We start from the raw sequence: 13,620 nt of genomic DNA, 5'->3' as shown, positions 1-13,620 counted from the left end.
AGACGGCCGCTGCGCGGCCTCCTCAGGATGAGGAAAAGTGCTTGTGGCGCCGCGCGCAGCTATTCCGCCTTGATGTTGGCCGCCTTCACGATCGGCCACCATTTCTCGGTCTCGGCCTGCTGAAAAGCCGCGAGCGCCGCGGGCGTCTGCTGGTCGGGCGGTGGTATCTCCTGCCCCAGTTCGGCAAAGCGCCGCTTGACCGCGGCCTCGGCAAGCACGGCGACGACGGCTGCGTTGAGCTTGGCAACGATCTCCTTCGGCGTGTTCTTCGGTGCCCAGATGCCGTGCCAATAGGAAATATAGAGCCCAGGCAGGCCCGCCTCGTCGACGGTGGGAATGTCGGGAGCGGAGGCAAGCCTGGTCGGCGATGTCACGGCGAACGCCTTGATCGCGCCGCTCTTGACGTGTGCCAGCGAGTTCGCCGCCTGGTCGAACATGATGTCGATCTGCCCGGCGACGAGATCGATCATGGCGGGCCCTGCACCGCGATAGGGCACGAACTGGAAGTCGGTGCCGGTCTTGTCCTTGAAGAAGACGGCGGCGACGTGGGCTCCTGTGCCCGCCCCTGAGGTCCCCGCAGTGGCCTTGCCGGAATTGGCCTTCAGCCAGGCGATCAGCCCCTTGAGATCGTTCGCCTCGAGCGACGTCCGACCGACGATGAGTTGCGTGCCCATCGCGATCATTGCGACCGGTTCGAAGTCGCTCACGACGTCATAAGGCAGCTTGAGGATCGCTCCGTTCAGCACATGCGTGCCCCAATGACCGATCGTGATCGTGGTGCCGTCAGGTGTCGCGCGGGCGACGCGGGCGCCGGCAATGCTGCCGGAGGCACCGGCGACGTTCTCGACCACGACATTGGTGCGCAGCTCGGCGGCAATCCGCTCCGACAGGATCCGCGCCAGCGTATCGGTCGGGCCGCCCGCCGCGAACGGCACGATGAGCGTGATCGGACGCGACGGAAACGGCTGGGCGTTGGCTTGGGCAGACCAGGCCGCACATCCCATCAACGCGCCCACGACGATCGCAACGCCGCGCAATCCGGCCCACAACAGCCCCCGCATTGTTCTCTCCCAGTCTCTTGCCGCCCGCATGTTGGCAGCGGGCTGGAGGCGGAGTGAACGCTGCCGGCCGGATGGAGGCAAGCCGGAAATTTCCGCAGGAGCGACTAACCCGCGGCCCGCCGCGGCGTCAGATTGGCCGCGGCATCTGCCGGCGGCGCGATATGCATCAGGATGGTCTGGGTGGCGGATGCGACGTCGATGCCGTGCTGCTGGAAGCGGAGCTTCATGCGGCGGTTGAATTCGCGCTGGACCGGCCAGCGCCCCGCCTCGGTGCAGCGGATCTGGCCGACGATCGACACCATGGCGCCGTCCACCTTGTCGATGCCCCACAGCTCGAGGTCGCCGCGGATCAGCGCGCGGAATTCGGGTTCGCGGCGCATCTCGTCGACGATGTCCTTGAGGATCTGGCCGGCACGGTCGGTGTCTTCCTTGTAGGCGACGTTGACGCTGACCGAGGCGTTGCCGGCGCCGCGGCTGGCATTGGTGATGGTCGTGACCGCGCTGAACGGCACGATGTGCACCGCGCCGTCGCCCGCGCGCAGGCGGATGGTGCGGATCGAGACGTTCTCGACGACGCCCGAGAGCCCGGAGACGCTGACATTGTCGCCGACCTGCACCGTGTTCTCCAGCAGCAGGAACAGGCCGGTGATGAGGTCCTGCACCAGCTTCTGCGATCCGAAGCCGATGGCGATGCCGACGATGCCGGCGCCTGCCAGCAGCGGCGCGACATTGACGCCGATCTCGCTCAGCGTGGTGAGGCCGACGATCGTGGCGATCAGGCAGAGCAGCGCGGTGCGCAGCATCGGCTGAAAGGTGCGCAGACGCGCGGCGCGGGCATAGTGCCCATCGCGCGACAGCGTGTTGATCTGGCGGTCCAGCAGCGCGTTGCTGGCTTCCCAAATCGCGGCCGCGATGAACACGGCGAGGCCGATCGTCACCAGGGCGGAGATCAGCCGGCTGCCGATCTGGCCGCCGTAGAACCAGACGATGGCGTCCACACCCCAGACTTCGAGCACCGCCACCAGGCCGATGAAGACGATCGCGCCGGATACGATCTTGCGCAGCAGCGGCAGATAGCGGTTGGCGCGGATCTCGAGGCCCGGAAAGCGCTGGAGAATCTCCGGCTGGATCCGGAAGCCGCGGTCGATCAGGCTCAGCGTCAGCATAACGGCGACGCGCGTGATCACGGCGACCACGATGGTGCCGACGAAATATTGCAGCAGCAGCGAATAGCCGTTGCGGATGTTGAGCGCCCACACCGCCCACAGCGCGAGATCCAGTGCGATGGCGAGATAATGCCAGCCGCCGGCGACGCGGTTGCGCAGGCGGGCCGCGATCCCCTGCCGGTCGGCCGGCGCGCGGATGGCCTCGGCGACCTGGCGGCGGCATTGCAGGATGATGACGACGACGAAGAGGTGCACGATCAGCATCACCATGCGCAGCAGCGCGGCATAGCCGGCGCGGTGCAGGCCGAGCAGCAGCGCGACATTGGCAAAGGCGATGCCGGAGACGCCGACGCCGACGATGCGGCGCGCCCAGATCTCGACATAGGCCGCCGTCTCGGCGCGCACCGGAAACAGGCCGAACGGTCCTGCCAGCGCCCGAACTACGCAGATGAGTCCGCGCGAGAACGCGTAGGCATTGACGACGGCGAGGATCACGAGGCGGACCGTGGTGGGCTGGCCGATCTCGGTGCCGAGCAGCGCCGTCGCGACGCCCACGAAGGCGACAACGGGAAGTAGTTCGAGGACGAGGCGGCCGAGCACGGGGGGCAGCCGCAGCATGATTTGCCAGACGCGCGCAAGGCTGTGGCGGCGCTTGTGCAGCTCGGGCGCCGGGGTGACATCGGCGACCGACGACGGCGGATCGGCAATCGGCAGGGCCTGCGCCGGCAGATGCGCGGTTTGCGGCACGCGTCCCTCCAGGAACGCGACCGGGCGCCGGATCAGGCGGAACAGCACCCATTCGGCCGCCAGCGCGCAACCGATCACCAATGCGAGCTTCCAGGCGATCTCGATCAGAAGGTTGTAGGCCGCGGGATCGTTGGCCGTCCGCACGATCCAGTAATAGAACGCCGGAAAATGCGTGATCGTCCGCGCCACGCTGGCGATCTCGCTCGAGATCTCGCCGATCTCCTCGGACACCGTGAGCAGGAGCTGCGCACCGAGACCATCGGCCGACAGCGGGATCGGCGACTTCTGCGCGGGCGCGGGCGCAGACTGCTGCGGACCGGACGCATTGGCGATCGCGCGCAGCGTATCGATCATCTGCGCGCGCTTCTTGTCGTCCTGGAGCGTCTCAAGCGCTCGCCTGGCCTCCTCGGACGACAACACTGCGGCATTGGTCGTCGCGGGCTGAGCCTGCTCGGCGCGAACGCTGGGGAAGGAGAACGCGAGGAAGAGAACGGCGAGGAATGCCTGGGCAAGCTTGTGCGACACGAGGATTCCCTGAAAAAAAGCATGCGCCGGCGGCGTCGGGACCACCGAAACACATGCGTCATGTCGGATTGCCGTTATTCGCCTCCAGCCTGTGTCGGAAGTTGGCCTTGGAGGCGACATTCTCTTGGCATTTGTCGCAATCCGAAGATGGGGGAACCGTCAGTGGACGTCGACGCAATCCGTCTTTCTGTGGGATTGCCGCAGCTCGACTTTACAGAAGGTCGTTATGCCCGGTCTTGTCCCGGCCATCCACGTTCTTCGTGCCTGCAAGGCGTGGATGGCCGGGACAAGCCTGGACAAGCCCGGCCATGACAGCGTGGGGACAGAGGTAGCCCGCATGCAATTACTCCGTCATTCCGGGCGTCGGCCCGGAATGACGGCGAGGAGGAAGGAGGAGGAAAGCAGGATGTCAAAGGAGGCCACCGCGATCGGCCTCATCATGCCCATCCGACACGTTACTATCGTTTGGGGCTATCGATGTGATTCAAAATACAGCGCCGGGCAGGTAGGGGCTCTGCCTTACTGATGCAGCCCGCTAAACCTTGACCCGGCGTGCCGTTCGCGGTTTTTGCCGCTATGCGATAGTCCGAACGAGCTCCATCGCACTTAACGCGGCTGGATTTGCGGAGGTGGTGTCATAGACCTCCCCTTGCTCTTGAGGTGGACGTTGCGCGTCGCTTGTTTGCGACCATCGGCATGGTCCTCCTGTGACACAAAACTGTCAAGCGGGATCAGCCGGGTGAGACATCACAATCGAACCGCCGGTTCCGCAGAGCTCGGCGCGCGTCTGTTTTGCCCGACGCAGCAAATTCATTTCGCAATGATCAGCAATCCTTCCCGATGGCCATCAAGCCATTGATCTTGCTGCTGCCGGCTACTGTGCATGGGGTTGTTTTCGCGATTTTCGCATATTGTCCCTCTTTTCTTCCTGCTCCAGCGCCTTGCGCACCTCGTCGAACTCCCGCAGCGAGGCCTTGTCGGCGCGGGGAAAGCGCAGGTCGAGCTTTTCCAGCGTCGCATTGATCACCGAGCCGATCACGACGCGCGCGAACCATTTGTGGTCGGCCGGCACGACGTACCACGGCGCATGAGACGTCGCCGTGTGCCGGACGATGTCCTGGTAGACCGCCTGGTAGCGCGGCCACAGCGCGCGCTCCTCAATGTCGCCCATGGAGAATTTCCACTGCTTGGCCGGATCCTGCAGCCGGTCGAGGAAGCGCTCGCGCTGCTCGTCCTTGGAGACGTTGAGGAAGAACTTCAGCACCACGGTGCCGTTGCGGCAGAGATAGCGCTCGAAGGCCGAGATGTCCTCGAACCGCTCCTTCCAGATGTTCTTGGTGAGGAGCTTCTGCGGCAGCTTCTCCTTGGCGAGGAGCTCCGGGTGCACGCGCGTCACCAGGCACTCCTCGTAATGGGAGCGGTTGAAGATGCCGATATGGCCGCGCTCGGGCAGCGCGATCACGTGGCGCCAGAGGAAATCGTGGTCGAGCTCCTTGCTGCTCGGTGCCTTGAACGCATGCACCTCGCAGCCCTGCGGATTGATGCCTTCGAAGATCGCCTTGATCGCGCTATCCTTGCCGCCGGCGTCCATGGCCTGGAACACGATCAGCAGCGACCAGCGGTCCTGGGCGTAGAGCTTCTCCTGAAACTCGGTCAGCCTTTTCTTGTTGGCGTCGAGAATCGCCTGCGCCGACTCCTTGTCGAGATCGCCCTTCTCGCTGGTCTTGTGATCCTTGAGATGAAACTTGCCCGAACCGTCATAGCGGAATGGCGTGATGTAGCGGTCAAGTTCCTGGGCGAGCGGCTTGGACGGCTTCTTGCTCATGAGCGCGGGGCACCTTGCGTTGCGGCTTCAGTCGGTCGAGCAGGCTACCAAGGATGCCCTTGGGAAGGAATATGATGAAAAGCACGAGCAACACGCCGTAGACGAGATTGTCCCAGCCGACCGCCTTGGTGCCGAAGCCGATGCGCAGGGTCTCGGCCAGCAGGATGGTGATGATGGCGCCGAAGGTCGGGCCGAGCGAGACGAACAGGCCGCCGACGATGGCCGCGAACACCATCTGCAGCGACACCGCGATGCCGCTGACGGTGTCGGGCGTGATGAACATCTGGTACTGGCAGTAGATCGCGCCCGCGAGCGCCGTCATCAGGGCGCTGAGCAGCGTGATCTTCAGCTTCTCTGCGGTGACGTCGACGCCGGCGGCAGCCGCTGCGTCCTCGTCCTCCGAGATCGCCTCCAGCGCATAGCGGGCCATGCTGCGGTCGACCCAGTGCCAGATCACGATGCCGAACAGCCAGACCCCGAGCGCGATCAGATACCAGGTCGTCTTGTCGTCGAATTGCAGCGCCAGCAGCTTGTTGCCCGAGGTGCGGTTCGGCGTATAGCCCAGCGATCCGCCGGTGTAGTCGCGCGTCGCGGTGATGACCTGGAGCACGATGCCTGACAGCGCCAGCGTCACGAGCACGAAATAATGCCCGGTGATGCGGAAACGGAAGCAGGGATAGCCGACGATCAGCGCCAGCGCACCGGCTGCGGCCATGCTGATGGGAATGCCGATCCAGGGCGAAAGGCCCAGGTGATTCCACAGCAGCGCGGTGACATAGGCGCCGATCCCCATGAAGCCGCCGTGCCCGAGCGAGACCAGGCCGAACCGTCCCATCATCGACCAGGAGGTGTAGGCGAACGACCAGATCAGGATCAGCACCAGGATGTGCAGATGGTAGGGCTCGCGATAGACGAAAGGCAGCGCGATCAGCGCCGCCAGCCCGATCCCCCATGCTGCAAACCGCCCCTGCCCCATCATCGGCGCCTCGCCAAGAGGCCCGCGGGCCGGATGAACATCATGACGATGAAGAAGGCGAAGGCAAGCACGTAGCCCCATTCGAGGTCGGAGAACAGGCCGCCGAGCGAGATGATCTCGGCAAAGACGAAGGCAGCAATGAAGCCGCCGATGAAATTGCCGAGCCCGCCGAGCACGCAAATGAGGAAGGTGATCGGCCCGAACGACAGGCCGACGAAGGGGTGCACGTCATATTGCAGCACCAGAAGGCAGGCGGCGAGCCCGGCCAGCGCGCCGCCGAGCGCGGAGGTGATGAGATAGATCCGCCTGGTGTCGACGCCCATCAGCGCCATGATCTGGCGGTCCTGCGAGATGGCGCGGATCGCGGTGCCGGTGAAGGTGCGCGTCATGAACAGGTAGACCGCGACCATGCCGACCAATGCCGCCAGGAACGACAGCAGCCTTGCATAGCTGAAATTCATGTCGCCGAAGGCGAGCACCGGCAGGCGGATGCCGAGATTGCGGAAGTCGATGCCGAAGGCGACGGTGGCAAAGCTCTGCAGCACGAACAGAACCCCGCCGGTCGCGAGCAGCTGGTTGATCGGCGGCGCGGTCAGGAGCGGCGCGATCACGAGGTAGTGCAGCGCCGCGCCAAGCACTGCGACCAGCAGGATGGTGAGCGGCGCGGCGACGAAATAGCTGAGGCCGTAAACCTGCACCATGAAGTACATGCCGTACATGCCGATCATCACGAGCTCTGCATAGCAGATCCACGTGACGTCGATGACGCCGAAGATCAGATTGAGCCCGAGCGCGAGCAGCGCCAGCACGCCGCCGAGCAGGATGCCGTTGATCACGGCCTCCAGCAGGTAGATGTCGAAGATGTCGAGGAATCCCTGCATGCCCATTACACCCCGAGATACGCTTCCTTGACCGTGTCGCTGGCCAGCATCTCGGCCGAGGTGCCGGACGCGCGGATCGAGCCGGCCTCGATCAGATAGGCGCGGTCGACCACTTTCAGCACCTGCTGCACGTTCTGCTCGACGATCAGTACCGTCAGCCCGCTGGCGCGGATCCGCTTCACCAGCTCGAACACCTGCTGCACCACGACCGGCGCGAGGCCGGCCGACGGCTCGTCGAGCAGCAGCAGCTTTGGATTGGACATCAGCGCGCGGCCGATCGCGCACATCTGCTGCTCGCCGCCGGACATGGTGCCCGCCATCTGGTGGCGCCGCTCCTTGAGGCGCGGGAACAGGTCGAACACGACCTCGAGCCGCTCGGCAAGATGACCGCGCGCTTCCTTCATGAAGGCACCCATCTTGAGATTGTCGTCGACCGTGAGCTGCGGAAACAGCCGGCGGTTCTCCGGCACATGGGCGATGCCGAGGCTGACGATCTTGTGCGAGGGCGTCGCCACGACGTCGACGCCTTCCATCCTGATCGAGCCGCGCGAAGGCCGGATCAGGCCGGAGATGACCCGCATCAAGGTGGTCTTGCCAGCGCCGTTGGGGCCGATGACGCCGACGGCTTCGCCGGCCTTGACGTCGAGGCTGACGTCGAACAGCGCCTGGAACGTACCATAGCCGGCATTGACGGCGCGGAGCTCCAGCATCAAGCGCCTCCCGCGCGGCGGCGCGCTTCAGCGGCCGCGGCCTGCGTCGTCTCGGCATCGGTGCCGAGATAGACCTCGATAACGCGCGGATCGCCCGCGACCGCGCTCGGCAGGCCTTCCGAGATCTTCTCGCCGTGATCGAGCACCATGACGCGATCGACGACGCGCATCAAGACGCCCATGATGTGCTCGACCCAGATGATGGTGATGCCAAGCTCGTCGCGGATGTTGCGCAGCATGTCGGCCGCCTGGTCCATCTCGGCGTCGTCGAGGCCGCCGAGGCTCTCGTCGGCGAGCAACAGCTTTGGCGCGGTGGCGAGCGCCTTGGCGAGCTCGAGCTTCTTCAGGCCGGCGGCGCCGAGACCATCGACGCTGGCATGGCGATCGGTCGGCAGGCCGACCATGGCGAGCGAGCGCTCGGCCGCTTCCTCGGCCTTGACGCGGCTGTGGCGGCCCTGGCCGTAAAAGCCGGCGAGCGCGACGTTCTCGAAGATGGTCAGACGGCGGAACGGACGCGGAATCTGGAAGGTCCGCCCGATGCCGCTGTTGATGATCCGGTGCGGGGCGAGGCCCGCGATCTCGGAGCCGCCGAACAGGATCGAGCCCGATGTCGGCGCCAGCGTGCCGGAGAGCATGTTGAAAATCGTGCTCTTGCCCGAGCCGTTGGGGCCGATCAGGCCGAGGATCTCGCCCTGCTCGACCCGGAACGACACGTTGTTGACGGCAGTGAAGCCGCCGAACCGCTTCACCAGCCCGCTGACTTCCAGCACCAAAGCCCTCCGCTGCTACTGGTTGCTGTAGGTGGTGCCCTTCGGCAGCGGCAGCACGGCCTCGCGCTGCGCTTGGCTCTTGGGCCACACCACGTAGGACTTGTCGTCGACGTACTGGATCACGACGGGGAACGAGCGCTCGTTCTGGCCGGCCATTGGCGAGCCCTCGCCGTGGAATTTGACGCCGAAGCCGAGCATGGTGCCGCCTTCGGGTATGTCGGTGTCGAGTGCTGCCTTGCGCAGGGAGTCGGGATCTATGCCGCCATATTTCTTGATCGCTCGCGGCAGCACTTCGGTCAGGAACAGGTAGGTGTTGGACGCCGCCATGCCGACATGAGCCGAACGGATGGCGACGCCCGGCTTGCGCTTGTCGAACTCCTCGCCAACCGCCTTGATGATCGGCGGCAGCTTAGGATCCATGCTCTTCTGGTTGGCGAGCCAGATCGAGATCGGATCGGTGTTGAAGAAGTAGTTCACATCGGCGCCCAGGCCTTCCTTCAGCTTCTCATAGACCCCGTAGCCGGCGCCATGTCCCATCAGTGCACCAAACTTCAGCCCTTGCTCGCGGGCTTGCCGGAGCAACAGGGTGATGTCGGGATTGTAGCCGGTGTGGAAGACCACATCCGGCTTGGCCCGCTTCAGCTTGGTGACCAGCGCAGACAGATCCGGGGCCGTGGCCGAATAGCCTTCCCTGAGCACGATGTTGAACCCGGCCTTCTTGGCACCGGCTTCATTGCCCTTGGCAACGTCGACGCCGTAGGCGCCGTCCTCATGGATGATGGCAACCCGCAGGTCCTTCGGATCCTTGCCGAACTTTTCCTTCGCGTTCTGCGCGATGAAGTCCATCGTCATCATGCCGAACTGATCGCCGGAGGCCTGCGGCCGAAACACGTACTTGTAGTTCTTGTTCTCCAGCACCGCGGACGAAATGCAGGTCGTGATCCACATGAACTTCTTCAGCTGCTCGACGCGCGCTGCTACCGGCACGCACTGCGCCGACGAAAAGAAGCCGAGCAGCATGTCGACCTTTTCCTGCTCGATCAAACGGATCGCTTCATTGATGGCGACGTCGGGCTTGCTCTGAGCATCGGCATAGATCGCCTCGATCTTGTAGCCCTCGACATCCTTCGCGCTGTACTGATCCAGCATGATTCTTGCGCCGGTATATTGCAGCTCCGAGCCGCCGCCGGCGAGCGGGCCAGTCAGATCATAGATGACGCCGATCTTGAGCTTCTTGTCCTGGGCCTCGGCGGACACCGCCAAGCCTGTCGCTGATATCGCGACCAACAGCCCACGTACCAAACGGGCAGCCATGCGCAGGCGCATCAAAACCTCCCTGGACGATTGTGCATTGCATTCGTCTTGATCTTGCTTGCCCCCATCACATGGGCAGAGCGCAGCGATGTCAAGCCTTGCGCATCAGCGCGAGGCCAGCTGCTGCTCGACAAAGGCCGTGACAAATCGCGGCATGGTCGGCTTCAGATCACTCATCCCGCGCACGAGATGGATGGCCGACAATTCGGGCTCGTCCTCACGGGCGAGATTGGCTTCGATCCGGGCGCGCGCCTCGTCGCCCGACATGTTCAGGTTGAGCACCTGCATCATCGCAATCGTGGGACCGCTGACGACGCAATGCCAGTCCGGCTCGGCCCGAAAGTCCGCCGCCGTCAGGCCGGTCTCCTCCTCGAGCTCGCGGACGACGCTGCCGGGAATGTCCAGCGTGCCGCCCCTGACGTCGTCGAGATCGGGCGTGCCCGACGGGAAATAGATGCGGCCCGCGTTGGCGGTGTGCGCCGCCATCTCGCCCATCACGAAGGCGCCGTCGGAGGTGCGCAGCGCGCCCATGCCGAAACCGTTGAACACGGGGACGCCGGGAAAGCCCCAGTCGCGCCAGGCGAGGAAGCTTGCGAAATCGGTCTCGAAATAGGTCGCGGCGAAATGGCCGGCCGCGAACACAGGATCGCGCCCGAGCAGGACGCGGCCGTTCCAGATCTTCGGCCGCTCGCGCTGCTTCTCGACGAAGTGCGCCGCGATCTCGTCACGACGCTCCTCGGCGAACGGCCAGACGATCGGCCGCACCGCAAGATCGAGCGTCGTGACGCGATGAATGATCGGTGACGTCATGCGGGACGACTATCGCGCCGGCTATTTGACGCTTCCCGTGGTCTTCTTGGCTTGCTCGACGAACTTGTTGGTAAAGGTCTTGCTGACGTCGATCTTGGCATTGGCCACCTCGGGCGAGCCGACGCTGAACACCGCGAGCACGGCGTCCGCACCCTTCGGGTCCATCTTGCCGGTCTCCGAGTACATCGGGATCGTGTTCTTCAGCGCGGCGAGATAGAGATCCTTGTTCTTGCCGACCGTCTCTTCCGGCATCTTCGCCATGATCTCCTCTGGCGAGTGCGAATGGATCCAGGCGAGCGTGGCGAGGATGGCATTGGTGAGCGCCTGCGCCTCCTTCTCGTGGCCGTTGATCCAGGCCACGGTCGAGTAGAGCGCGCCGCCCGGATACTCGCCGCCGAACGTCTCGAGCGTGTCCTTCTGCGTGCGGGTGTCCGAGAGGATGCGCAGATCCTTGTAGCTGCCCTGAAGCACGGTCACCGAGGGATCGAGCATCACGGCAGCGTCGATCTGGCCCTGCTGCATGGCGGCGACCGCGGTGGCGCCGAGACCGACGCCGATCACGGCGACGCTGGTGGGATCGAGCCCGTTCTTCTTGAGCATGTATTTGAGGAAGAAGTCGGTGGAGGAGCCGGGCGCACTCACGCCGACCTTCTTGCCGGCGAGATCCTTGACCGACTTGATCTCATTGGTACGCGAGGGCGCGACCACCAGCACGAGGCCGGGATAGCGGTCATAGACCACGAAGGACTGGAGTTCCTGCTTCTTGGCGGCGAGATTGACGCAATGGTCGAAATAGCCGGAGACGACGTCGGCGCTGCCGCCGAGCACGGCCTTCAGCGCGTCCGAACCGCCCTTGAGGTCGACCAGCTCGACATTGAGGCCGGCCTTCTCGTATTCACCAAGCTGCCTGGCCAGCACCGTCGGCAGATAGCACAGGCAGGAGCCGCCGCCGACCGCGATGGTGACCTTGCTTTGCGCCTGGGCAAGCGAGACGGTGAGCGTCAGCGCGAGCAGTGCGCCGGCGAGCCTGGCAATCGTGTTCTTCATTGGTTTCCTCCGTTCGGCCGGCGGCACCATAGAGCAGCCCGGCTGGCTTGAGAAGCGCTGCTCCGGCCATTCGATCGAGACCGTCACGGCCTAGCCCCGCCCATCCGACGCGGTCGGCCTCCACACCAACAGGCGCCGCTCCACCAGCGTCACCCCGAAGTCGATCAGGATGACGAAGGCCGAGAGCACGAACATGCCGGCGAACACGCCGGCGACGTCGAACACGCCCTCGGCCTGCTGAATCAGGTAGCCGAGCCCCGCCGCAGATCCCAGATATTCGCCGACGACCGCGCCGACCACGGCGAACCCGACCGAGGTGTGCAGCGAGGAGAACATCCAGGACAGCGCCGAGGGCCAATAGACGTGCTGCATCAGCTGCCGCTCGCTCATGCCGAGCATGCGGCCGTTGTCGAGCACGGTGCGGCTGACCTCCTTGACGCCCTGATAGACGTTGAAGAAGACGATGAAGAACACCAGCGTCACGCCGAGCGCGACCTTGGACCAGATGCCGAGGCCGAGCCACAGCGCGAAGATCGGCGCCAGCACCACGCGGGGCAGTGCGTTGATCATCTTCACGTAAGGGTCGAACACCGCGGCCACCAGCGGCTGGCGCGCGAACCAGAATCCGATCAGCACGCCGCCGAGCGAACCGATCACGAAGGCGAGGATCGATTCGGTCAAGGTGATGCCGAGATGCTTCCAGATCACGCCGGAGGCGAACCATTTCACGATCTGGCTGAAGACGTCGAGCGGGTTGGAGAAGAAGAACGGCGGCAGCAGGATCTTGCCGAACACGGGGACGGTCGACAGCACTTGCCACAGCACGATGCAGACGACCGCGACCAGGACCTGGAGCGCGAACAGCGTCGGGCGCGACATCAGACCGCCTCCGCCGCTTGCGTGGATTGCGCGTAGCCCTTCATCACCTCGTCCTTGAGCACACCCCAGATCTCGCGATGGAGCTCGTGGAACTCCTTGTCCAGCCGCACCTCGAAAATGTCGCGCGGGCGCGGCAAGCTGACGCGCCAGTCGCCGATGATGCGCGAGGACGGGCCAGCCGACATGATCACGACGCGGTCGGCGAGCGCGATTGCCTCTTCCAGATCGTGGGTCACGAACAGCACCGCCTTGCGGTCGGCGCTCCACAAATCGAGCAGCAGATTACCCATCACCTGGCGAGTCTGCGCATCGAGCGGCCCGAACGGCTCGTCCATCAAGAGGATCTTGGGATCGCGAATCAGCACCTGCGCCAGCGCCACGCGCTTGCGCTGGCCGCCGGAGAGCATGTGCGGATAGCGACCCGCGAAGGCGCCAAGGCCGACGGAGGTCAACCATTGCTGCGCGCGCGGCAGCGCTTCGGCCCGCGGCGTGCCCTTGATCTCGAGCCCGATCGCGACATTTTCGAGCGCGGTTTTCCAGGGGAACAGCGCGTCGGCCTGGAACAAATAGCCGGCATCCCGGTTCAGCCCGGCCAGCGGCCGGTCGAAAATCCTGACGCTGCCGGCGGCTGGCTTCAGCAGCCCTGCCGCGACGTTGAGCAGCGTCGATTTTCCGCAGCCCGTGGGGCCGACAATGGCCACGAACTCGCCCTGCGCAACCGCAAGATGGGCTTTCTCCACCGCCGTATAGACCCGCCCGTCCCCGAGCCGGAACGCGACCTTGGCATCTTCCAGCGCCACCGCCGTGGGCGTCGACATAGGCTTCCTCCGAATTTCGCTTGATGCCTTAGCCGCTCGCGCGGCCAAGTTCAATCAAGGCGCCAAGCGTGATACGCATGGGGCATGCCGT

General features: G+C 64.7%; 12 protein-coding genes. All 12 read right to left on the bottom strand.

Features of this window, described 5'->3' with window-relative positions:
- Positions 1–59 precede the first annotated feature (59 nt).
- Entirely contained in the window at positions 60–1,061 is a 1,002-nt protein-coding gene (locus tag AC066S_RS22935) for a Bug family tripartite tricarboxylate transporter substrate binding protein (RefSeq protein ID WP_126255364.1), read from the bottom strand.
- A gap of 104 nt (positions 1,062–1,165) precedes the next feature.
- On the bottom strand, positions 1,166–3,499 hold the full coding sequence (locus tag AC066S_RS22930; protein ID WP_478270676.1) for a mechanosensitive ion channel domain-containing protein: 2,334 nt from the start codon (positions 3,497–3,499) through the stop codon (positions 1,166–1,168).
- Positions 3,500–4,373: 874 nt separating this feature from the next.
- Positions 4,374–5,324, bottom strand: coding sequence for a polyphosphate kinase 2 family protein (locus AC066S_RS22925; RefSeq protein WP_126255362.1), 951 nt, complete (start codon positions 5,322–5,324; stop codon positions 4,374–4,376).
- Entirely contained in the window at positions 5,284–6,303 is a 1,020-nt protein-coding gene (locus AC066S_RS22920; RefSeq protein ID WP_135168542.1) for a branched-chain amino acid ABC transporter permease, read from the bottom strand. The genes AC066S_RS22925 and AC066S_RS22920 overlap by 41 nt, the downstream gene beginning before the upstream one ends.
- Entirely contained in the window at positions 6,300–7,181 is an 882-nt protein-coding gene (locus AC066S_RS22915) for a branched-chain amino acid ABC transporter permease (protein WP_126255360.1), read from the bottom strand. The genes AC066S_RS22920 and AC066S_RS22915 overlap by 4 nt, the downstream gene beginning before the upstream one ends.
- A 5-nt stretch (positions 7,182–7,186) precedes the next feature.
- A complete protein-coding gene (locus AC066S_RS22910; RefSeq protein ID WP_126255359.1) occupies positions 7,187–7,891 on the bottom strand; it encodes an ABC transporter ATP-binding protein in 705 nt (234 codons plus the stop codon).
- Positions 7,891–8,661, bottom strand: coding sequence for an ABC transporter ATP-binding protein (locus AC066S_RS22905; RefSeq protein WP_126255358.1), 771 nt, complete (start codon positions 8,659–8,661; stop codon positions 7,891–7,893). Before AC066S_RS22905 ends, AC066S_RS22910 begins: the two co-directional genes overlap by 1 nt.
- Positions 8,662–8,676: 15 nt before the next feature.
- Positions 8,677–9,987 (bottom strand): ABC transporter substrate-binding protein, encoded by a 1,311-nt coding sequence (locus tag AC066S_RS22900; RefSeq protein ID WP_126255357.1) that lies wholly within the window; start codon positions 9,985–9,987, stop codon positions 8,677–8,679.
- A 93-nt stretch (positions 9,988–10,080) separates the two neighbouring features.
- The gene (locus tag AC066S_RS22895; RefSeq protein ID WP_126255356.1) at positions 10,081–10,785 is read right to left on the bottom strand and encodes an NUDIX hydrolase; all 705 of its coding nucleotides are present in this window, start codon (positions 10,783–10,785) and stop codon (positions 10,081–10,083) included.
- 21 nt (positions 10,786–10,806) lie between these two features.
- Positions 10,807–11,832 (bottom strand): ABC transporter substrate-binding protein, encoded by a 1,026-nt coding sequence (locus tag AC066S_RS22890; protein ID WP_164718338.1) that lies wholly within the window; start codon positions 11,830–11,832, stop codon positions 10,807–10,809.
- A 90-nt stretch (positions 11,833–11,922) separates the two neighbouring features.
- Positions 11,923–12,711, bottom strand: a complete 789-nt coding sequence (locus tag AC066S_RS22885) for an ABC transporter permease (protein ID WP_126255355.1) — start codon at positions 12,709–12,711, stop codon at positions 11,923–11,925.
- Positions 12,711–13,529, bottom strand: coding sequence for an ABC transporter ATP-binding protein (locus tag AC066S_RS22880; protein WP_478270675.1), 819 nt, complete (start codon positions 13,527–13,529; stop codon positions 12,711–12,713). Before AC066S_RS22880 ends, AC066S_RS22885 begins: the two co-directional genes overlap by 1 nt.
- Between the last annotated feature and the right edge of the window lie 91 nt (positions 13,530–13,620).

The organism is Bradyrhizobium sp. CFUWI (assembly GCF_056429085.1).
The sequence above is the reverse complement of the archived record's forward strand: the minus strand, read 5'-3'. Positions and strand labels throughout refer to the sequence as shown.